The sequence below is a fragment of the Acidovorax sp. BL-A-41-H1 genome, assembly GCF_051942715.1.
The window spans coordinates 160,664-181,135 of sequence record NZ_JBPVJQ010000006.1; the positions used below are offsets into that span (position 1 = coordinate 160,664).

The window sequence follows — 20,472 nt, forward strand, 5'->3', positions numbered from 1 at the left end:
GCGCCGACGTGTGCCTTGAAGGATCAGTCCCCACGCGCAGAGCCCTCGGCAGGCGAGGGCGGGGCGTGTCTTTCGCCTTCAACGCGGCCTGGTCGGTTGGCCGCGCCCAATGGCGCGCTGCGGGTACGCGCATGGTCCCAGGTCTGCGGGTTGCCCGCGCCGTTCGCCAGCGGGTTTACCAGACCGCCGATAGTGGCGGGTTCCGTGGCGGTGGGCGGGGTATCGCGCGGTCTACCGATGTCTTGCGTGCTGTGCTCTGCGCCCACGTCCGGCCGCGGGTGGTCTTTGCTTTCCGCAAGGCGAAGCTGTTCGTCACGCCGTTCCTGCAATGCAGAGTCGAGGTACTCCTGGGTGTGCGGCTGGTTCGCGCCGGTGCCATGGCCCCGCTGCGCGTCTGCGGTGCCGTGAGCGCCGGTGTTGCTGCGCACCATGCCGTACTGCAGGTACAGGGTTTCAGCGAGGCCGTCCTCGGAGTCCTTTGCCGGGCGTTCGGCCGCAGGCGCGTGCTCCATGGCGCCCGGGTTGTGGCTGGGCTCACCTGCTGGCGAATGCTGGTTGCTTTGCGGCCGGGCCGCGTCGGCCTGCGTAATGGGTGTGCGCCTCATGTGCGCTGGGCCGATCGGCGCGGCGTGGTGGGGTGGTTGCTGTTGTGGCCATCGGCGTCTGCACCGGCGTCGCGGTTTTCGCGCTCGGTGGCGCCGGACTCAACCGGGTCGGCCGTGTGGGGATCAGCAGGCTGTGCGCCGGGGGTTGAGGTGACGCCCCGGGGCGCTACCCGCGGCGTATTGGTATTGGAAGATGGGTCGGGCATGGGGCAGCTCCTTGAATGGCGTGTGACCAGTGCGCCCGGCGAGCGGGCTCACCCCATTCTTGGAATTGCAGCGCTGCAGGCCCTGTAGGCCGCGTCTTATAGGGCGGTCGGCCGAGGTCCACCGCGCCGTGGCGGCGCGGAAGCGGTGCTACGGCCTGCTGCCCTTGATGCTATTAAAATAATAGCTATACAGGCAAATAAATCAAGCGCTACAGGCCGTTTTGACCTGATTTTTGCCTTTGAGCACGGCTGCGCAGCCCGTCAGTACGTTTCCAGGTGCAGGCGACCTTCGCGCTGCAGGGCGCTGCCCACGGTATCCCAGTGCAGGCCTGCCTCGTGCGCAATGTCGCGCAGGGCCAGTACCACGCCTTCTTCCATGCTCTTGAGGCCGCACACGTAAAAGTACGCGTCGTTGTCCCGCAGCAGGGCTGCCAGGTCTGCGGCACGCTCGTGCATCAGGTCCTGCACGTAACGGCGCGGCTGGCCCGGGGTGCGCGAGAACGCCAGGTTGATGTCGATGAAGTCACGCGGCAGGTTCTGCAAGGGGCCGAAATACGGTAGCTCCTGCTGCGTGCGCGCGCCAAAGAACAGCAGCAGCTTGCCACCATCAAACTTGCCGCTGCTGCGCAGGCGGCGGCGCCATTCGGTCATGGCCCGCATGGGCGCGCTGCCCGTGCCGGTGCAGATCATCACGATGTGCGAACGCGGGTGGTTGGGCATCAGGAAGCTGCTGCCAAACGGGCCCACCACCTGCACCGTGTCGCCCACCTTGAGGTCACACACGTAGTTGGAGGCCACGCCGCGCACCGGGTTGCCGCCGTGGTCCACGGTGACGCGTTTGACGGTGAGCGCCAGGTTGTTGTAGCCGGGGCGCTCGCCATTGCGCGGGCTGGCCACCGAGTACTGGCGGGCGTGGTGCGGCTTGCCCTGCGCATCGGTGCCGGGCGGGATGATGCCGATCGATTGCCCCTCCAGCACCGGAAACGGCATGCTGCCAAAGTCGAGCACCACATGGTGGGTCTGGCTTTCAAACCCCGCCTCGGTGCAGTTGAAGTTGCCTGCCACGGTGGCCGTGGTGGGGCTTTTGGGCGGAAACAGGTTGGTGTACGGGTGGGCGGCCGACCAGGGCGGCACGGTGGCCCCGTACTGGGACGAGCGGAACGCCTGCGTGCCCGGCTCGGGCGACACGGCGGCCCCCGTGGAGTCCTCGGCGGGGCCTGACCCAGTCCCGCCGTCGCTTGCAGCGAGTTCATGCGGGGGCAGTTCGGCGGGCAGTTCGTCCCACCCTAGCTGCTCTTCGATGCTGTAGGCCCGAGAGACCGGCACGCTGCGCCAGTTGTCGATGGACCCGGTGGGGCAGGGCGAGATGCACGCCATGCAACCGTTGCACACATCGGCCCGCACCACGTAGTTGGTGTCGTCGTGCGTGATGGCCCCGATGGGGCAAGTGGCTTCGCAGGTGTTGCACCGGATGCAGATCTCGGGGTCGATCAGGTGCTGCTTGAGGATGCCGTTGTCGATCAGCGTGGTGGTGGTCATGCCCATACTCTTCTTCCAACAGTTGTTCCGGGGCCATGTCCCTGCGCCAGTGCGCGCAGCGGTAAGCAGTGGCGCGACCTGATGTCAGTGCCACCGCGGAACCGGCTTTGCCGGGCCGCTGGAGGCGTCCCCCTCAGGGGGAAGACGCGCCGCGGCTCAGGGGGATCAACCAAACCGTACGTATTCAAAATCCACAGGCTGGCGGTTGATGCCCATCACCGGTGGCGCAATCCAGCCCGCAAACTTGCCGGGCTCCACTACGCGGCCCATGAGAGACGCCACAAATGCAAAGTCCTCTGGGGTGGGCAGCCACTCGGCCTTGCGGGCGGTCCATTCGGCTTCGCTCACCACGCGGCCGTCGGGTGACATCTTGATGCCCGCCAGCGCGCCGATCTGCCGGTTGAACGCCTTGTGCGGTACCACCAGGCGGTTGGGAATCCCCGCTTTTTCCAGCACCTTGTTCCACCGGCCCACACCTGCTACCGAGTCCTTGATGAAGTCGTCGCGCAGCACCTCGTTCAGGGCGTTGAGCATGGGTACTTCCTTTTCCAGCAGTTGCCCGTCCTTGACCTCCAGCACCTTGTACGTCTGGCCCTTGAGCACGTGGTCGTCGGTGCGCTTGCCTTCTTCGTACCGGCCCTTGAGACCCGTGCTGTAGAACGTGGCTGCGTTGCTCGACTGGTCGGCTCCGAACAGGTCGATCGTCACGCTGTAGTGGAAGTTCAGGTAGCGCTGCACCGTGCCCAGGTCGATGGCGCCCGCCGCGCGCACCTGTGCGGGGTCGTCGGTCTTGAGATCGTTCATCACCTGCGCGGTGCGAGAGAGCACGCGCGAGATGCCCGATTCGCCCACGAACATGTGGTGGGCCTCTTCGGTCAGCATGAACTTGGTGGTGCGCGCCAGCGGGTCGAACGCGCTTTCGGCCAGCGCCGAGAGCTGGAACTTGCCGTCGCGGTCGGTGAAGTAGGTGAACATGAAGAACGCCAGCCAGTCGGGCGTCTTCTCGTTGAAGGCTCCCAGGATGCGGGGGTTGTCCACGTCGCCCGAGGTGCGCTGCAGCAGCGCCTCGGCCTCTTCACGGCCGTCGCGGCCAAAGTGCTTGTGCAGCAGGTACACCATGGCCCACAGGTGGCGGCCTTCCTCCACATTGATCTGGAACAGGTTGCGCAGGTCGTACATGCTGGGCGCCGTCAGGCCCAGGTGGCGCTGCTGTTCTACCGAAGCCGGCTCGGTGTCGCCCTGCGTGACGATGATGCGGCGCAGGTTTGCACGGTGCTCGCCGGGCACGTCCTGCCAGGCCTTTTCGCCCTTGTGGTCACCAAAGTGGATCTGCCGCTCGGCATCGCCCGGGTTCAGGAAGATGCCCCAGCGGTAGTCGCGCATCTTGACGTGGCCAAACTGTGCCCAGCCGCTCGGGTCCACGCTCACGGCAGTGCGCAGGTACACCTCGTGGTGGGTGGAGCCCTCGGGGCCCACGTCGTCCCACCAGTGGATGAAGTTGGGCTGCCAGCCCTCCAGCGCGCGCTGCAGCGTGCGGTCCTCCGCAAGGTTCACGTTGTTGGGGATCTTCTCGCTGTAGTTGATGCTGCTCATGGGAGTCTCCTGTGGGATCAAAGTCCGATTGCCCGTTCAGCTGAGCCTGAACGGTTGGGGTTGGAGTCAGACGCGGTTCAGGTCAAACCCTGCTTTTTCGCCAGTGCCATACACCTTGAGCGCGCCCTTCTCGCCCACGGCGTTGGGGCGGTTGAAGATCCAGTTCTGCCAGGCGGTCAGGCGGCCGAAGATGCGCGTGTTCATGTTCTCGTGGCTGGCAAAGCGCAGGTTGGCCTCCAGCCCGGTCAGCGCATCGGGGGACATGGCGGCGCGCTCCTCGATGGCAATGCGGATCTCGTCTACCCAGTCGATGTCGTCCGGGGCGGTGGTGACCAGGCCCAGCGCCATCGCGGCGTCGGCGTCCAGAGCCTGCCCTGCGGCAGCGCGTGCGGCCTCCATCGGGCCAGCTTCGCTGTAGAAGCGGCGCTGCAGACGGCTCTCGTCGTTGACCATCGGCAGCAGGCCGAAGCTGAATGCGTTGACGGTGAGCCGTGGTGCGCGCTCCGGCTCATCGGGCAGGGCGGCCATATAGGTACGGTCTGCCGCAAAAGCCAGCTCTGACAGCGAGCCGGCAAACGCCGAGCCGGGCTCGATCAGCGCAAACAGGCTGCGCGAGGACACGTCGAGCCGCGCCAGCGTGCGGCGCAGCGCGCCGATGGTCTCGCGCACCAGCCAGTGGCTCTGGTGGGCCAGCATGGTTGCATCGCTGGCCAGCACCGAGTCGGCGTCGCCTTCGGTCTTGAGCAGCCAGGTGCCGATGTCGGGCTCGTTTGTGCGCAGGTGCAGGATGGCGTCGTCCAGCTGCCGCGCCATGGCAAGGGGCCACCACGCCGCACCGGCTGCTTCGATGCCAGCGGTGTCGGTCGGCTGCGCGCCACGGGGGGCCAGCACCGTGATCGTGGCGGTGCGCCGGGTGCGGTCCAGCCCTACGTGCACATGCTCGTAGGCCAGGGTGTCAGGCGTTTCGGCGCGTTCGATGCGGGCAAGGGCAATGCCGGTCGCCAGTGCCGGGCGGTGGCTGGTCTCGGCCAGGCGCGCAGCCGTCTCGGCCACTGCGGCGGCAAATTGTGCGGGCTTGGCAATTCGGTCCACCAGGCGCCAGTCCACCGCGCGCTGGCCGCGCACGCCTTCCACGCTGGTGCAGAAGATGTCGGCCAGGTCATGGCGCACATGGCGCTTGTCGGTCACGCGCGTCAGGCCACCCGTGCCGGGCAGCACACCGAGCAGCGGGACCTCGGGCAGCGACACGGAGGAAGAGCGGTCATCCACCAGCACGATCTCGTCGCAGGCCAGCGCCAGCTCGTAGCCGCCGCCTGCGCAGGCCCCGTTGACGGCCGCCACGAACTTCAGGCCAGAGTGTCTGGACGAGTCTTCGATGCCGTTGCGCGTCTCGTTGGTGAACTTGCAGAAGTTGACCTTCCAGGCGTGGCTGGAAACCCCCAGCATGAAGATGTTGGCGCCCGAGCAGAAGATGCGGTCTTTGGCGCTGGTGACGATGACCGTGCGCACGATGGGGTGCTCGAAACGGATGCGGTTGAGCGCGTCGTGCAGCTCGATATCCACCCCCAGGTCATAGCTGTTGAGCTTGAGCTTGTAGCCGGGGCGCAGGCCGGCGTCTTCTGCAATGTCGAGCGCCAGGCGGGCCACGTGGCCCTCCACGCTCAGCTGCCAGTGCCGGTACTGCGAGGGGTCGGTGCGGTAGTCAACGCGCTCGGGCGCGGGAGCGGATGCGGTCATGGGTGCCTCCAGCAGGGAATGCATGAACAATAATGCATTCACCCAATTTGATGTGCATTATCGTGCAGGTATTGGGGCGCGTCAAGACCTTGGCTCCCGCGCTGGGGCGGGCTGCGTCAGCAGATGTCTCTCTACACCCCCACAACGAGCTTGTGCACGAGCTGCTGGAGAGCGAGGTTCAGGGGATGACCGCGCCGCCCTCGGCGCTCTCAGCACCGGCGTGCAGCGCCATGTGCTTGCGCACGCCGGTGCGCAGCTGCACCAGGCTGTCTGCCACCGTGTGGCCGGACGTGTCCACCGTGAGGTCGGCCTTGGAATAGAACGCCGCGCGGCCATCCAGGATGCGGCGCAGGTCGTCCATGGCTTCGCGGCTGGCGGCCATGGGCCGCATGTCGCCCTGTGCCACCACGCGGCCCATATGCTCTTCGGGGGAGGCCTGCAGCCATACGGTGGTGCAGTGGGCCAGCAGCTCGTTGAACGTGGCGGGGTCTGACACGATGCCGCCGGGTGTGGCAATGACGACGGCGCTGTGCGCCTGAATGGCGTCATCGAGCGCACGGCGCTCGTAGCGGCGGTACGCGGCGGTGCCGCACAGGTCGTGGATCTCGCGCACGCTGCAGCCCGCCAGCGCCTCGATGGCGCGGCTCAGTTCTATGAAGGGTAGCCCCAGTTCGTGCGCCAGCAGCGGCCCCAGCGTGGACTTGCCCGCACCCCGCAGGCCCACCAGCGCAATACGGCGGTGGCGCGATGGATCGCTAGCGCCAGCATTGAACAGGCCGTGCAACGCCATGCGCGCGCGCCGCAATTCGTCTTCGGTGCGGTGCTCCAGCACATCGCGTATCAGCAGCCATTCGGGCGACCGCGTGGTGAAGTCGCCCAGCAGCTCGGCCAGCGAACACTGCAGCGCGCCCGCCACCTGCTGCAGTACCAGGATGGAGGCGTTACCCGTGCCGTATTCCAGGTTGGCAAGGTGGCGCTCGGACACATCGGCGGCCGCCGCCACCGCTTTGCGGGTTAACCCACGCTGCGCGCGCAACGTGCGCACCCGGTCGCCCAGGGCAGCCAGCAGGGGATTTCGCGTTCCTTCCGCTGCCTGACTGGCTGCGGCATCAGGGATGGTTGCTATGAAAGGGTCTTGTGGTTCGTTCATGTCCGTTTCACTCCGCCAGCGCGCGGGGCGTGTCTAGGTCGCTGTGTGTACCAGCGATGACACGGCTGCTGCACTATAGTGCTTGACACTCCTGTATATGCGAACTAGGGTGAATGCACAAGCAAAATACTGCTCGCGATGGGCGAGTGTTGACACAGGTCAACCGGCTTCGCGGTGCAGTCAGGCCTGCCTTGCAGGGACGCGTTGGGGTCGGCTCTGTCCGCAACGCGAAACGCAATTGCCGCCCCATGGTGCGTGGCGTGCGCACGCCTGGAAGCAGCCTTTCACGGAGACAGCCGATGAAGCAACCGCCCGAGTCCCTGAATTTTGCCGACCATCTTTTCGCGTTGAACCGCCCACGCGCGCACCGCACGGCTTACATCGATGACCTTGGCCGCATGACGTACGGCGAGCTGGAGGAGCGCGCGCGCCGCCTGGCTGCGGACCTGCGGGCGGCGGGTGTGCGGCGCGAAGAACGCGTGCTGATGCTGATGCTCGACACCTGCGACTGGCCGGTGTGTTTTCTCGGGTGCCTTTACGCGGGCGTAGTGCCTGTGCCGGTGAACACGCTTCTCACGGTGGCCGAATACGGCTTCATGCTCGCGCACAGCAGGGCGCAGGCGGTGCTGGTGTCGGGCGCCTTGCTGCCCACACTGTCGGCTGCCATGGAAAGCGCACCGCATGAGGTCAGCACCGTGCTGGTATCGCAGCCGCCAGCAGTGCTGCCCGCCCACGCCCGCGACATGCAGGACGCGCTGGACCGCACCACCCCCATGGCTACACCCGCGGCCACGGCGGCCGATGAACCCGGGTTCTGGCTCTACTCGTCGGGTTCCACCGGCCGCCCCAAAGGCGCGGTGCACACACACGCCAACCTCTGGTGGACGGCAGAGCTTTACGGCAAGGCGGTGCTGGGGCTGACTCATCAGGACATCTGCTTTTCGGCAGCGAAGCTTTACTTTGCGTACGGGTTGGGCAACGCCCTCACGTTCCCGCTCGCCGTCGGCGCCACGGTGCTGCTGATGGCCGAGCGGCCTACGCCGGATGCCGTGTTCAGGCGCTGGGTAGAGCACCGGCCCACCGTGTTCTTTGGCGCGCCCACCGGCTATGCGGGCATGCTGGCATCGCCCCGGCTGCCGCCGCGCGAGGCGGTGTCGCTGCGCATGTGCTCGTCGGCGGGCGAAGCGCTGCCCGCCGAGATCGCGCAGCGCTTCAAGGCGCACTTTGGCTGCGACATCATCGACGGCATCGGGTCCACCGAGATGCTGCACATCTTCCTGTCCAACACACCGGCCGACGTGCGCTACGGCACCACGGGCAAACCAGTGCCGGGCTATGACGTGGAGCTGCGCGGTGATGACGGCGCGCCCGTGCCCGATGGCGAGGTGGGTGACCTTTTCATCTGCGGCCCCAGCGCCGCGCTGATGTACTGGGGCAACCGCGACAAGACCCGCGACACCTTCCTGGGGACCTGGACGCGCAGCGGCGACAAGTACGTTCGCGATGCCCAGGGCTACTACACGTATTGCGGACGCAGCGATGACATGCTCAAGGTCAGCGGCGTGTATGTGTCGCCTTTCGAGGTCGAGACCACGCTGATGCAGCACCCCGCAGTGCTCGAGGCGGCGGTCATCGGCATCGAAGACGCGGACGGGCTGACCAAGGCCAAGGCGTTTGTGGTGCTCAAGGATGGCGCCGATGTCACGGGTGATGTTCTCAAGGCGTTCGTGAAAGAGCGGCTGGCGCCGTTCAAATACCCGCGCGCGATCGAATTCCTTTCCGAGCTTCCCAAGACCGCCACGGGCAAGATCCAGCGCTTTCGGCTGCGCGAGCGCGAAAGGCGGGAGTGAGCGAGTCCTCGGGTTTCGCCACCATCGACTGGCGCGGCCGACCCGTGGTCATCGAGTACGAGCGCATCGCTGCGACCGGTGAGGCAACTGATGCAGCTTCCAGTGCGGCTCTGCATGGGCCCCTTGTCGTGTTCCTGCACGAAGGGCTGGGCTCGGTGGCGATGTGGAAGGACTTCCCGCGGCGGCTGTGTCATGCCGGCGGCTTCCGCGGGCTGGTGTATTCACGGCCCGGCTACGGGCGGTCAACGCCCCGTGCTGCGGACGAGACCTGGGGCGTTGATTTCATGCACCGCCAGGCGCATGAGGTCTTGCCCGCGCTGTTGACCGTGTTGGGCATCGACGATGTTCCGTGGCTGTTCGGGCATAGCGACGGAGCCTCGATCGCGCTGCTGCATGCGGCGAAATTCCCGCAGCGCGTGCGCGGCCTCGTGTTGCTGGCCCCGCATGTGTTCGTGGAAGACATCACGGTGCAGAACATCGCCGAGGCCAGGCAGGCCTACGAGACCGCGGGGCTGCGCGATCGGCTGGCGCGCTACCACGACGATGTGGACTCGGCCTTTGGGGGCTGGAGCCGCATCTGGCTCGACCCCGCGTTTCGCGCCTGGAACCTGATGTTGGAGATGGCGGCCGTGCAGGCACCCGTGCTGGCGGTGCAGGGCCTGGGCGACGAGTACGGCACGCTGGAGCAGGTGCGCACCATTGCCCGCGATGTGCCGCGCACCACGCTGCTGGAGTTGCCCGCGTGCGGGCATTCACCGCACCGCGACCGGCCGGACGACGTGATCGCAGCCACGCTGGCCTTCATGCGCGCGGCGGGACCCGCCTGACCGGAATACCGGAGCCCACGGGCGTTGCACCTCCCAGCAAAAAGGACCTTGTGCCGCACGGCGCAAGGTCCTTTTCCTGTCGGGGGCTGCCGCTACGGGCAGCACCGGGTGCTATCAGACGGTGGCGTCCTTGAGCTTCTTGAGCGCGCGGGTCTTGATCTTGACCGACGCGGGCTTGGCGGGGAACCAGCGCTCTTCGCCCGTGAACGGGTCCTTGCCAAAACGCTTCTTCTTCGCGGGGATCTGCTGCAGGCCGATCTTCATCAGGCCTGGCAGCGTGAACTCGCCGGAACCCTTCTTGTGCACGGAGCCCAGGATGGCGGCTTCCAGCGCGGCCAGCACGGCCTTGGTGGCCTTGGGCTCCACACCCGACTGCTCGGCCAGGTGTGCCACCAGCGTGGTCTTGTTGAAAGCGGTCTTGATGGGCTTCAGGGCTGCGGGCGCGGCCTTGGCGACAGGCGCAGCAGCCTTCTTGGCGGCTGGGGCGGCCTTCTTGGCAGCAGGCGCAGCAGCCTTCTTGGCGGGCGCAGCGGCCTTGGCGACCTTGGTTGCGGGGGCGGTGGTTTTCTTTGCAGTTGCCATGATGTTTATGGTTGGTCCTGGTTGTGTTGGCACTCAGGATATTTCCGAGGGCGCCGCCGATTTTAGGTGCGCGCTGCAAAAAGTTGCCAGCACTGTGGCAACGCTGCAAAACGGCGCTGCATCAACGGGCTGCGCAAGGTCGTCATGCGGGGCTGTGCGCGTGCACGGCGGCTGCGGCCGGGGCGTTACGATATGTGTCATTCGGCCAGGCGCAATCCTTGGCTGACCGATGCGCGGCACACCGCTGTCCTCCATCTTTTCGATTCCGCTTTCCCCTTCTTTTGCCGCCTACAGGCACGGGTCCATGCAACTTCATCGAATGCTCCAGCTGCTCGGCGCAGTGGTGCTTGTGGCCACCATGGCGCTCGTGGGGCGCATGGCCACCACCGAGTGGCAGGCTGTAAGCAGTGCGTCCGACAGCCTGCGCCTGCTGGAGCCACTGCGTGCCGGGCTTGTCGCCATGGAGATGGTTTCACGCGAACGCGGCCCCACCAATGCAGCGCTGGGCGACGCGATGCCGATGACGCAGGTGCGCAGCGATGCGCTGCAGCAGGCCCGCCTGCGCACCGACCGCGCGCTCATTGCGCTGCGCGATGCCGTCGCGGCAGGCAGCCCGGGCATGCCGGCAGAGATGCCCCAGCGTGTGGAAGCCGCAACGGTTGCGCTGGCGCAGGCCCGTACGGTGGTGGACCAGACCCTGACGCTACCCGGGGCTCGGCGGTCCGCCGAACGCATCCGCTCTGCGGTGTATGCCATGGTGGCCGTGGTGCCGCTGCTGGCGCCCGTCAACACTGCGCTGGCGGGCGGCGCGCAGCAGGCCTACCCGGCTCTGGGGGACGACGTACAGGGCGCCTTGCTGGCCGCCGACCTGCGCGAGTACGCCGGTCTGCTCGGTTCACATTTCACGGCGGCGCTCGTCAAGGGCGAACCTTTTTCTCCCGCCGAACACCGGGCCATCGACGAGACCCGGGGGCGCATTGCGCAGCTTCGGTTCCTGATCGAGCTTCGCGTGCGAGGCGGTGACCGGCCAGCCAGCGTGCTCCAAGCTTGGGAGACGGTCGAGGCCCGCTACTTCGGTACCGCCCAGACACTGCTCGAATCGGTGCTCAGAGAAGGCGATACCGGTGGCCGCTATGGCCTGACCGCGGCGGACTTTGCGGCGCGCTACGTGCCCGACATGAATCCCGTGCTGGAGTTGCGCGACGCCCTGCTGCTGCAGGCGCGCGAGGGCGCGATGCGCGAGCACGACCGCGCCGTGCAGGTTCTGCTGTGGGCGCTGCTGGGCGCTGCGGTGCTGCTGGCAGCGCTGGGCAGCGCGCTGTATGTGCTGCAGCGCCGCGTGCTGCGCCCGCTGGTGCGCGCGACCGGTGCCCTGCACGCCCTGGCCGACCGGGAGCACAAAGCCGAGGCTGCGCCGCAGCCACCGGCCCCGCAAGACGAGGTGGCTGCCGTCATCGGCGCAGTGCGCCTGCTGCAGCAGCAGACGCGCCGCCGCCATGAACTGGAGCGCGAGCGCGACCGGCTCATCGAGCAGCTGCGCGAACAGTCGGCCACCGACTACCTCACGGGCTTGCGCAACCGCCGGTCATTCATCGCTGCCGCGCACGACATGCTGTTGCAGGCGCAGCGTTACGGATTTGATGTGGCCATGGTGCTGCTCGATATTGACTGGTTCAAACAGCTCAACGACAGCCATGGCCATGCTGCCGGCGACCGCGCGCTGCAGGCTGTGGCGCAGGTGCTGCGCACCGAACTGCGCGAAACGGATCTGGCGGGCCGCTTTGGTGGCGAAGAGTTTGTGGTGATGCTCTCGCATTGCGATCCCGAGGCCGCGTTGCAGTTTGCCCTGCGCCTGCGCGAGGCGATCAGCGATCTGGAGGTGCCGGGTGCCGAGGGCCAGTGGGTCCGCATGACGGCGAGCCTGGGCGTGGCCAATTCGCGCAGCGTGGGTCTGGCGCTGGAGGCCCTGCTTTCAGCGGCAGACAAGGCCATGTACTCCGCCAAGAATGCGGGGCGGGATCAGGTGGCGGAGTCGCAACTGGTAACCCTGTAGCCTGCCGGTGGGCCGTCTGATGGGTGTGGCTGCATCCTGCGCTGGCGTGCACGCACGCCCGGACCATGGCGTTGCCCTGCGCCCTATGGCGCCATGCCAGACAGGCCGCCCTGGGCCACCAGTTCACTGAACCACTCCTCGTACCCCGCGCTGCTGGGGTGCAGGCCATCCGCCGCGTGCAGCTCCTTGCTGTGGAGCACGAACGGGTCTTGTGCTCGCGGCTTGAGCAGCCGCACGTAACGCGCGCCGTGGGTGGCGGCCACATCCTGCGCAATGCTGTGCAGGCGTTCAGCGCGACGCGACATGCCCCACGACAGCGGTGGGATGAAAAACGGCGCGTGGCCCACATCGCCGCACGGCATCAGCACCACCTGCGCGCCGCGCTGGCGGGCCAGCGCCAGCGTACGGTCCATGTCGCTGCGCAGCTTGTCTTCAGACGTGAAGCGGATCACATCGTTGCCCCCTGCCAGTACCAGCACCAGGTCGTAGCCGCCGGAGGCTTCCTGCAGCTGGCGGGCCACGTCCTCGAATTTCGCGCCGTTGGCGGCAAGGTTGTCGATGCGCCACTGCGGATGCGTCTGCCCGATCAGGCCCACCAGGCTGTCGGCGGCCGCGGCGGCGCCAGTGCCCACGGCAGTGCTGTCGCCCACCACCAGCAGGCGACGGGTGGGTTGCTCGGGCGCCGCGGTGTAGGGCTGAGCTTCGCGGGCCAGGTCCGCCGCGGTCAGGATGCGCCAGGGCGCGCAGGCCGTAAGCAGCAGCGCACCGGCGGTGATGGCAGCCACCGACATGAAGCGGCGCGACCGCGACAACCGGGAAAAGGAACGCAAAAAGGCAGTGGGCATGGGCGGCAACGGCAGGGCGTGTGAGGGGACACTGCAGAGTACGCAGCCGGGGCGTGACTGGATGTCAGCGCTGCGCATCCACCGCCGTAGGACGGCCGCGCCGAATGCACGCTGACCAGGTTCTTTCTGCAGAAGAAGACCCGACGCCAGGCGCGCGCCGGCTACTTCCTGAAGACGACCGCCTCCAGCTGCATGCCCCTGATGGCTGCGGCAGTCTTGTCGGCCTGTGCCTTTGTGGCGTAGGGACCCACACGCACGCGGATGCGTGGGCCTGCCGCGGTGGACAGCTCTTGGCGGAAGGCCGGCAGGCCTTCATTGAGCAACCGCGCCTGCGCCTTGCGCGCATTGGCCTCATCGGCGAACAGCCCCACGTTAATGTAGTAGCCCGGCAGACTGCCTACGGGCGCAGGCAATGCGGCGTCGCCGGTGGCCGCACCGGCGGTGCTCGCCGCCCCCTTGGCTGGTTTGCTGGCTGAGCGGGAGGCCGCAGGCGCTGGTGCCGGGGCATCTGCGGCCGGGCTGGGGGATGCTGCCGCGCGCTGGCTGGCCGTGTCGCGCGGCGGCGTGCTGCCGGCCTTGCGGGCAGACGATGCCGACGGCGCTGGCGCAGCCGCAGGAGGTGCGGTGCGTGCCGGTGCGCTCGGTTCGGCCGCAGGTGCGCTGGCCGGGGCCGTACCTGGCGTTTGCGCTGAAGGTGTGGCCGAGGGGGGGGGCGACGCGTTTGTCGGTGGCGTTGTAGAGGTGGCCGCATGGGGCGGCGCGGCGGCGGGCCCGGGGGTTGCAGTGGCTGCGGGCGATGGGCTGGCGGCGGTAGCTGCAGCAACAGGTGCCGCCACCGGTGCAGCGCCAGGTGCCGCTTCAGGCGCAGCGGACGCTGCAGAAGCACCGGCGTCGGATCCTGCGGCGGCCTCCGTCACCGTGCCCACGGTTCCCGCGGCCACTGGCGCCGACGCCGCCGCGCTGGCCGAGGTGGCTTGCGCCACCGTCACTTCCGGCTCCATCGCAAACCGCCGCGGGCTGCCGTCTTGCGGTATCAGCAGGTAAGCCAGCGCGGCTGCGGCCACGATAGCTGCATGCCCCAATACCACCAGCTGCAGGCGTCGGCGGGTGCTGGCCTGGCCTGCCAGCATGTCGCAAGCCTCCGGCACGGTGCGTGATGCGGCGAGCGCGCGGGCGATGCGCTTGCGGATGTCGGTGTGCAGCATGGCGTTGCCGTACATGCCGGGCACGGCAAAAGCCAGCACGGCCACCGTGGCCAGCACGCCCCATTCAATGCCCTGCGGCCACTGCAGCAGCACGCGGCCCAGCGCAAACACCAGCAACGCCAGCCCTTCGGCCGCGGCCACGTACACAAGGGCCGGGCTCCACAGCTGGCGGAACACCATCCATCCCAGCGTGAACATGCTGGCGGCCCAGTTCCAGGTGGTGGTGGTGCGGCCGGTGGCGTCAAACCGGTCGAACACCGGCAGGTAGTACGCCGTGTTCATGGGCCCCAGCGCCGCGCGGTAGAGCGCATTCATGGCGTTGTCCGAGGGCGAATCCAGCGACATGGCGGGAATCAGGGAGTCGGCGAAGTCCGTGTTGGGGCGCATGCGCAATTCTGTCATGCACCGCTGTACAAGCCACGCCCCGCAGCGCCCGGCGCCCTGTCAGGCGTTGCGCACAGGCATCGCCCCGGCCGGTGGACTGGGGCGCTGGCAGGGCGCTTGGGCGGCCCCGCAGGCAAGAAATGAGTCAAATATGCCTGTATTGCCCGTATTGATTGCCCTGATTGCTATTGAAAGTGGAGCGTTGTTACGGCAGGGCTCAGGCGCCACGCACCATCGCCATGATCTTGCCGGCATCGAGTGTGGACGCCTTTTCGCGGATCTGCGGCAGGTAGTCGGCCTGCATTTGCTTGGCGGGCCCGAGCAGCCCTTGGAAGGTTTCGCGCAGCATGGCGGTGCTCATCACGCGGCCGCCAGCGTAGTAGCGCCGCGCCACCTGGCCCAGCGCGTACGTGGTGGCAAACGAGAACGCCATGCCCGTGGCGGCGCTGCCCAGGCCGCCGATGGTGCGGCCCGCGGCCTTGCCCAGCAGGCCACCTAGCAGCTTGCGGCCAAATTGCTCCAGGTACTGCGAGGTCATGCCCACGCCCGCAGCGGCGATGAATTCCTTGATATGGCCCTGGTCCAGCTCCACGCCGTAGGTCTTGCCGATGGCGTAGACCATCTTGATCTGCATGGGGATGATGGCCATCGACGCCCACGACTGGGGCAGCAGCTCCAGTGCGCCGTTGATGAGCGCGTAGTTGAGGATGGACTTGTCGAGCGCGGCCTCCTGCGCGGTTGGCAAGATGGTGGTGGGGCTGGCCGTGAAAGCGGCCGCGGCGGCTGGCCCGGCAGCGCGCGCTGCGGTTGCCGTGGCTGCGGCTGCCGACACCGGCACGGCCTTTTCGGCAACGTCGACCAGCGTGTCGGCTTCCAGGTCGAACGCGTCCGTCTGCGGCGCGCCCAGCTGCAGCGCGCCCTTCAGCGATGCAAGAAAGCTTCGCTCGGCCGGTGTCTGCCGACCATCTACATCGCACACGCACACCGCCATTTCATAGGCCAGCTGGCGGTGCGATGCGTCGCTCAGCCCCTGCGCAGCGGTTTGCACGCTGGTGCGCTTGAGCAGCACATCCTGGTAGATGCGCGGCAGGTCGGCCATGCCCGCATCACCGGCGAGTGACTGGGCGATGCGGCGGATCTCCTCGCGTTCCGCATCGTCCTTGTCGCCGTCGGCAAAAGCCGCGAGCAGTGCGATGGTGAGGATGGATTTTTGCTGGTCGATGTTCATGAACGGGTGCTGTGATGCAAGGAGATGGGCCGCAGGAGCGGTGGAGCCTGCCAGATGCAGTCTAGGGCTGGCCGATTCAATGGCACGGCGCGTAGGGAATTGCAACTGTGCCTGTGCACCGCGAGCGCTGCCCGCAGCGCCCAGCATGAAACGCCGGAGCCGACTACCATGCGCGGCTGAACCGCGTGCCCCTGAGAACGTGTTTACGATCTTTTCAGAGCCGCGTTGGAGTGCAATCGGGATGAGTGGATGCCTCGGATGCGCCGCATGGGCTCGTGCCCATGCAAGCAGCCGGGGCAATCAATCGCCCGATTTCACTCCAACCCTTCGGGCAAGTGCCTTGCCGGGCGGTCTGCGGCGTTGCACCGCTTGCCAATAGCACGGGCTATTGGCCGCGCGCTGCGCCTTGCATCCCATCCCGGCAAGGTACTTGCGCGGCCCTGAAAAGATCGTAAACACGTTCTGAGAGGCCGAGAGTCTTTTGCCCATGCCCGCCTTGCACGCAAGAACACCGCTGCTCTTCGTTGCAAATGCGCGCCATAGCCCGAGCTATGGCTGTGCTTTGCGCCTCGATCAGCGGCGTTGTGTCCTACTTTTCGGGCTCGGGCAAAAAACTCTCAGCCTCTGCGCCGCCCCCTCATCCCTTCTGTGAGCGTGCCATGACCGCCAAAACCCTCAAGATCGATTTCGTCTCGGATGTCTCCTGCCCCTGGTGCATCATCGGCCTTAAAGCCCTGGAGCAGGCCGCCGACCGCCTGGCCGGGCAGGTGACGCTGGACCTGCATTTCCAGCCCTTCGAGCTGAACCCGCAGATGGGCCCCGAAGGTCAGGACATCGGCGAGCACCTGCAGCAAAAGTACGGCGCCACACCCGAGCAGAGCCAGAAGAACCGCGAAGCGATTGCAGCCCGCGGGGCAGAGCTGGGCTTTACCTTTGGCATGGGCAAGCGCACCCGCATCTACAACACCTTTGACGCCCACCGCCTGCTGCACTGGGCCGAGGAGTCGGGGCGCAAGCATGCCCTCAAGCACGCGCTGTTCACAGCGTATTTCACCGAGGGTCAGGACCCGAGCAACCACGAGGTGCTGGTGGCCGCCGCCACGGGCGTGGGTCTGGACGCGCAGGAGGCCCGCGCCCTGCTGGCCTCCGACCGCTATGCCGCCGAAGTGCGCGAGCGCGAGCAGTTCTACCTGCAGCACGGCATCCACTCGGTGCCCGCCGTCATCATCAACGACCGCCACCTCATCCAGGGCGGACAACCGGTGGAGGTGTTCGAGCGGGCCCTGCGGCAACTGGCCCAGGAAACGGTTGCCTGAACCGCGTGGAATACCCGGGCTGCTGCACAGCGTGTCGATGCCACTCCGGGTGCACGCCGCACAGATCAGATTGCTATTAAAATAATAGCTGTATGGGCAATAAAAGCTTGGGCTGCAAGGCGATTTGACCCAAAAAAGGGGCGCACGGCCCCTTTTTTTACTGCTGCATGCGCCCGCTTGCGGCCGGCGTGTGACGCTTACTTGCGCACCGGAATTGCAATAGCCCTGTCCACCGGTACGGCCGTCACGCTGTTCTGCGGCGATCCGTCGATGAGCTTTTCCGAGTAGGTGAGGTACACCAGCGTGTTGCGCGTTGAATCGACCATGCGAACGATGCGCAGGCGCTTGAACAGGATGGACATGCGCTCGCTGAACACTTCTTCCTGCTTCTTCAAAGGCTCGGGGAAGCTGATCGGACCCACCTGGCGGCAGGCGATCGATGCTTCGGCGCGGTCTTCGGCCAGGCCGAGCGACCCCTTGATGCCCCCGGTGCGGGCGCGCGACACATAGCAGGTCACGCCTGGCACGGCGGGGTCGTCATAGGCTTCCACAATGATGTCGTGGTCGCGGCCGATCCACTGAAACGCGGTGTCCACCGTGCCCACTTTTTCACCCGTGGCGGCGTGGGCCCCGCCTGCCGTGCCCAGCAGGCCCAGCGTGGCGAGCAGCACGGCTGCCGCGGCGGTGGCGACTGCGCGCGTCATGCCGTGGCTCCGGCTTCAGAGCAGCGTTGGGCCAGGTGGGCCAGTGCTTCCTCCACCTGATCCACCAGCACCAGGCACAGGTCGCCGGGCTGCAGCCGCGCCAGGGCGGTATCGATGGCGATGAACTCGCCGCGGATCTCTTCCACATGCTTGGTGCGGCTGGCACCGGCCAGGCCTTCGCGCAGCAGGGCCATCACCTCGCCATCGCCCCGCCCGCGCTGGGCCGCGTCCTGGTACAGGATCACATCGTCAAAGGCCGCACCGAGGATCACGGTCTGCTCGCGGATGTCCTCGTCGCGCCGGTCCCCCGCGCCGCTGATGACCACGCTGCGGCGCTTGCCGGGCAGGGCGTCCATGGCGCCCACCAGGGCGCGCATGGCATCGGGGTTGTGGCCGTAGTCGGCAATCACGGTAGCGCCGCGGTAGTCCATGATGTTGAAGCGGCCTGGCGCGTTGTCGCTGTCGTTCACAAAGCCCGACAGGCCACGGCGGATGGTCTGCCAGGGCATGCCCACGCCCCAGGCGGCGGCCACGGCTGCCATGACGTTCTCGACCTGGAAACCGATCTTGCCGTTGCGCGTGATCGGCACGTCGCGCAGGTGGATGGTCTCGCGCCACGAGCCTTCGGACGCGACGATGGAGTCGCCATCGACATACACGGTGCGGTGGCCCTGCGCGCGGTGCGTGGCCATCACGGGGTGGTGCCGGTCGCTGGCAAAGAAGATGATCTTGCCGGGGCACGATGGCGCCATGGCGGCCACCACAGGGTCGGCCGCGTTGAGCACGCCGTAGCCGTTCGGGGCCACGTTCTGCACGATCACGCGCTTGACCACGGCCAGGTCTTCCACCGTAGTGATGTAGTTCAGGCCCAGATGGTCGCCTGCACCGATGTTGGTGACCACGGATACCGTGCAGCGGTCAAAGCCCAGGCCTTCGCGCAGGATGCCACCCCGGGCGGTCTCGAACACGGCGGCGTCGACCTCGGGGTGCAGCAGCACGTTGCGGGCGCTCTTGGGGCCGCTGCAGTCGCCGCTGTCGATCTGGCGGCCGTTCACGTACACACCATCGGTGTTGGTCATGCCCACGCGCAGGCCCTGCGCCGTGAACAGGTGCGCAATCAGACGCGCGGTGGTGGTCTTGCCGTTGGTGCCGGTCACCGCCACAGTGGGGATGCGGCCGTCGTCACCCTGCGCGTAGAGCTTGTCGACCATGGCCTGGCCCACGTTGCGTGGCTTGCCATAGCTGGGGGCCAGGTGCATGCGCAGGCCCGGGGCGGCGTTCACTTCCACGAAACCGCCGCCCTGTTCTTCCAGCGGGCGCAGCACGGTCTCGGCCACCATGTCCACGCCGCAGATGTGCAGGCCCACCATCTGCGCAGCGGCCACGGCGCGTGCGGCCACGTCGGGGTGCACGTCGTCGGTCACGTCGGTCGCGGTGCCGCCGGTGGACAGGTTGGCGTTGTTGCGCAGGATGACGCGCTGGCCCTTGGCGGGTACTGATTCGGGCGTCAGGTCCTGCATGGCCAGGCGCGCGATGGCGATGTCATCCAGCCGGATCTTGGTGAGCGAGGTGGCGTGACCTTCGCCGCGGCGCGGGTCCAGGTTGACCTGCTCGACCAGCTGGCGCACGGTGTGGATGCCGTCGCCCAGCACCTGGGGCGGCTCGCGGCGGGCCGCGGCCACCAGCTGGTCACCCACCACCAGCAGGCGGAAGTCGTGGCCGGGCAGAAAGCGCTCGACCATCACGGTACCGTGCTCGGCGGCGTTCTTGTAGGCTTCTTCGAGCTGGGCGCGGTCGGTGATGTTGACGGTGACGCCCTTGCCCTGGTTACCGTCCTGCGGCTTGACCACTACGGGCAGGCCGACCTTCAGGGCCACTTCCCAGGCTTCGTCCAGCGTATCCACCGGCTTGCCCAGCGGCACCGGCACCCCTGCGGCGTGCAGCAGGCGCTTGGTCAGGTCCTTGTCCTGGCCGATGGATTCGGCCACCGCGCTGGTGGTGTCGATCTCGGCGGCCTGAATGCGGCGCTGTTTGGAGCCCCAGCCAAACTGCACCAGGCTGCCGCGCGTGAGGCGCCGGTACGGGATGCCCCGCGCCACGGCGGCATCGACGATGGAGCCGGTACTGGGCCCAAGGCGCTCGTCTTCATCGAGCTCGCGCAGCTCGGCAATCACGGCCTCGGCGTCAAAACTGCCGTTGCCCAGTGCGGCCTGGATGAGCTGCTGGGCGCACTCAAACGCACGGCGGCCCACGGCTTCCTCGCTGTACTCCACCACCACCTGGTACACGCCGGGATCGATGGTGGCCGTGGTGCGTGCAAACGTTACAGGGCAGCCTGCCTGGGCCTGCAATGCCAGCGCCGCGGTCTGCAGCACATGGGCCAGCGAGATGTCGGCATCGCCGCCCTCGGGGTGCAGCACGCCGATGGCCGGAAACAGGGCCCGCAGCCGCGTTTCAAAGCCTGCGATCTGCGCCATGGCGCGTTCCGATTCGGCGCAGGCCACCACGGCCTCGATGGCCATGTGGCGGCTCCAGAGGTTGGGGCCACGCAGGGCCCGGGTGCGGGATACATCCATGGGGTTTCTTTCAGGTGTCGGTCGGGGCTCTCGGGCGCTGCTCAGCGTTCCGAAGTCACAGCGTTCGTTTTC

Annotated in this window: 16 protein-coding genes; 4 read left to right on the top strand and 12 right to left on the bottom strand. The window is 67.2% G+C overall.

Features of this window, described 5'->3' with window-relative positions; all coding sequences use genetic code 11:
* Positions 1-23 precede the first annotated feature (23 nt).
* The 6 genes from ACTPOI_RS13940 to ACTPOI_RS13965 all read right to left on the bottom strand — a co-directional run bounded on the left by ACTPOI_RS13940 (position 24) and on the right by ACTPOI_RS13965 (position 6,830).
* A complete protein-coding gene (locus ACTPOI_RS13940; protein ID WP_440109757.1) occupies positions 24-605 on the bottom strand; it encodes a hypothetical protein in 582 nt (193 codons plus the stop codon).
* On the bottom strand, positions 602-811 hold the full coding sequence (locus ACTPOI_RS13945; RefSeq protein WP_440109759.1) for a hypothetical protein: 210 nt from the start codon (positions 809-811) through the stop codon (positions 602-604). Before ACTPOI_RS13945 ends, ACTPOI_RS13940 begins: the two co-directional genes overlap by 4 nt.
* Positions 812-1,072: 261 nt before the next feature.
* On the bottom strand, positions 1,073-2,350 hold the full coding sequence (gene boxA, locus ACTPOI_RS13950; protein ID WP_440109761.1) for a benzoyl-CoA 2,3-epoxidase subunit BoxA: 1,278 nt from the start codon (positions 2,348-2,350) through the stop codon (positions 1,073-1,075).
* A gap of 165 nt (positions 2,351-2,515) precedes the next feature.
* A complete protein-coding gene (gene boxB / locus ACTPOI_RS13955; protein WP_440109763.1) occupies positions 2,516-3,943 on the bottom strand; it encodes a benzoyl-CoA 2,3-epoxidase subunit BoxB in 1,428 nt (475 codons plus the stop codon).
* Positions 3,944-4,009: 66 nt separating this feature from the next.
* A complete protein-coding gene (gene boxC, locus ACTPOI_RS13960) occupies positions 4,010-5,680 on the bottom strand; it encodes a 2,3-epoxybenzoyl-CoA dihydrolase (RefSeq protein ID WP_440109765.1) in 1,671 nt (556 codons plus the stop codon).
* A 178-nt stretch (positions 5,681-5,858) separates the two neighbouring features.
* The gene (locus ACTPOI_RS13965) at positions 5,859-6,830 is read right to left on the bottom strand and encodes a helix-turn-helix transcriptional regulator (RefSeq protein WP_440109767.1); all 972 of its coding nucleotides are present in this window, start codon (positions 6,828-6,830) and stop codon (positions 5,859-5,861) included.
* 299 nt (positions 6,831-7,129) lie between these two features.
* Here ACTPOI_RS13965 and ACTPOI_RS13970 point away from each other — a divergent pair, with 299 nt between their 5' ends.
* The gene (locus ACTPOI_RS13970) at positions 7,130-8,680 is read left to right on the top strand and encodes a benzoate-CoA ligase family protein (RefSeq protein ID WP_440109769.1); all 1,551 of its coding nucleotides are present in this window, start codon (positions 7,130-7,132) and stop codon (positions 8,678-8,680) included.
* Positions 8,677-9,507, top strand: a complete 831-nt coding sequence (locus ACTPOI_RS13975) for an alpha/beta fold hydrolase (protein WP_440109771.1) — start codon at positions 8,677-8,679, stop codon at positions 9,505-9,507. The genes ACTPOI_RS13970 and ACTPOI_RS13975 overlap by 4 nt, the downstream gene beginning before the upstream one ends.
* Before the next feature lie 114 nt (positions 9,508-9,621).
* On the opposite strand, the gene ACTPOI_RS13980 is transcribed toward ACTPOI_RS13975, so the two are convergent.
* Positions 9,622-10,089 carry an HU family DNA-binding protein gene (locus tag ACTPOI_RS13980; RefSeq protein WP_440109773.1) on the bottom strand — a complete coding sequence of 156 codons (468 nt, stop codon included), beginning with the start codon at positions 10,087-10,089 and terminating at the stop codon, positions 9,622-9,624.
* A gap of 304 nt (positions 10,090-10,393) precedes the next feature.
* Between ACTPOI_RS13980 and ACTPOI_RS13985 the strand changes: the two genes are divergently transcribed.
* Positions 10,394-12,142: a diguanylate cyclase gene (locus tag ACTPOI_RS13985; protein WP_440109775.1), complete on the top strand. Its 1,749-nt coding sequence runs from the start codon at positions 10,394-10,396 to the stop codon at positions 12,140-12,142.
* A gap of 83 nt (positions 12,143-12,225) precedes the next feature.
* Here the strand turns inward: ACTPOI_RS13985 and ACTPOI_RS13990 are convergent, their stop codons facing one another.
* The 3 genes from ACTPOI_RS13990 to ACTPOI_RS14000 all read right to left on the bottom strand — a co-directional run bounded on the left by ACTPOI_RS13990 (position 12,226) and on the right by ACTPOI_RS14000 (position 15,804).
* Positions 12,226-12,987, bottom strand: coding sequence for a GDSL-type esterase/lipase family protein (locus tag ACTPOI_RS13990; protein ID WP_440109777.1), 762 nt, complete (start codon positions 12,985-12,987; stop codon positions 12,226-12,228).
* A gap of 161 nt (positions 12,988-13,148) precedes the next feature.
* The gene (locus ACTPOI_RS13995) at positions 13,149-14,579 is read right to left on the bottom strand and encodes an SPOR domain-containing protein (RefSeq protein ID WP_440109779.1); all 1,431 of its coding nucleotides are present in this window, start codon (positions 14,577-14,579) and stop codon (positions 13,149-13,151) included.
* Between the two features lie 214 nt (positions 14,580-14,793).
* Positions 14,794-15,804 carry a YcjF family protein gene (locus tag ACTPOI_RS14000; protein ID WP_440109781.1) on the bottom strand — a complete coding sequence of 337 codons (1,011 nt, stop codon included), beginning with the start codon at positions 15,802-15,804 and terminating at the stop codon, positions 14,794-14,796.
* Between the two features lie 659 nt (positions 15,805-16,463).
* Between ACTPOI_RS14000 and ACTPOI_RS14005 the strand changes: the two genes are divergently transcribed.
* Entirely contained in the window at positions 16,464-17,120 is a 657-nt protein-coding gene (locus ACTPOI_RS14005; RefSeq protein ID WP_440109783.1) for a DsbA family oxidoreductase, read from the top strand.
* Between the two features lie 197 nt (positions 17,121-17,317).
* On the opposite strand, the gene ACTPOI_RS14010 is transcribed toward ACTPOI_RS14005, so the two are convergent.
* Both ACTPOI_RS14010 and cphA read right to left on the bottom strand, forming a co-directional pair.
* Positions 17,318-17,824 carry a CreA family protein gene (locus ACTPOI_RS14010; RefSeq protein WP_440109785.1) on the bottom strand — a complete coding sequence of 169 codons (507 nt, stop codon included), beginning with the start codon at positions 17,822-17,824 and terminating at the stop codon, positions 17,318-17,320.
* Positions 17,821-20,400 (bottom strand): cyanophycin synthetase, encoded by a 2,580-nt coding sequence (gene cphA, locus ACTPOI_RS14015; protein WP_440109787.1) that lies wholly within the window; start codon positions 20,398-20,400, stop codon positions 17,821-17,823. Before cphA ends, ACTPOI_RS14010 begins: the two co-directional genes overlap by 4 nt.
* Positions 20,401-20,472 lie beyond the last annotated feature (72 nt).

Coding starts and splice junctions, on each gene's coding strand:
- ACTPOI_RS13940 (WP_440109757.1), bottom strand. CDS start 605: ATGAGGCGCACACCCATTACGCAGGCCGACGCGGCCCGGCCGCAAAGC.
- ACTPOI_RS13945 (WP_440109759.1), bottom strand. CDS start 811: ATGCCCGACCCATCTTCCAATACCAATACGCCGCGGGTAGCGCCCCGG.
- boxA (WP_440109761.1), bottom strand. CDS start 2,350: ATGACCACCACCACGCTGATCGACAACGGCATCCTCAAGCAGCACCTG.
- boxB (WP_440109763.1), bottom strand. CDS start 3,943: ATGAGCAGCATCAACTACAGCGAGAAGATCCCCAACAACGTGAACCTT.
- boxC (WP_440109765.1), bottom strand. CDS start 5,680: ATGACCGCATCCGCTCCCGCGCCCGAGCGCGTTGACTACCGCACCGAC.
- ACTPOI_RS13965 (WP_440109767.1), bottom strand. CDS start 6,830: ATGAACGAACCACAAGACCCTTTCATAGCAACCATCCCTGATGCCGCA.
- ACTPOI_RS13970 (WP_440109769.1), top strand. CDS start 7,130: ATGAAGCAACCGCCCGAGTCCCTGAATTTTGCCGACCATCTTTTCGCG.
- ACTPOI_RS13980 (WP_440109773.1), bottom strand. CDS start 10,089: ATGGCAACTGCAAAGAAAACCACCGCCCCCGCAACCAAGGTCGCCAAG.
- ACTPOI_RS13985 (WP_440109775.1), top strand. CDS start 10,394: ATGCAACTTCATCGAATGCTCCAGCTGCTCGGCGCAGTGGTGCTTGTG.
- ACTPOI_RS13990 (WP_440109777.1), bottom strand. CDS start 12,987: ATGCCCACTGCCTTTTTGCGTTCCTTTTCCCGGTTGTCGCGGTCGCGC.
- ACTPOI_RS13995 (WP_440109779.1), bottom strand. CDS start 14,579: ATGCGCCCCAACACGGACTTCGCCGACTCCCTGATTCCCGCCATGTCG.
- ACTPOI_RS14000 (WP_440109781.1), bottom strand. CDS start 15,804: ATGAACATCGACCAGCAAAAATCCATCCTCACCATCGCACTGCTCGCG.
- ACTPOI_RS14005 (WP_440109783.1), top strand. CDS start 16,464: ATGACCGCCAAAACCCTCAAGATCGATTTCGTCTCGGATGTCTCCTGC.
- ACTPOI_RS14010 (WP_440109785.1), bottom strand. CDS start 17,824: ATGACGCGCGCAGTCGCCACCGCCGCGGCAGCCGTGCTGCTCGCCACG.
- cphA (WP_440109787.1), bottom strand. CDS start 20,400: ATGGATGTATCCCGCACCCGGGCCCTGCGTGGCCCCAACCTCTGGAGC.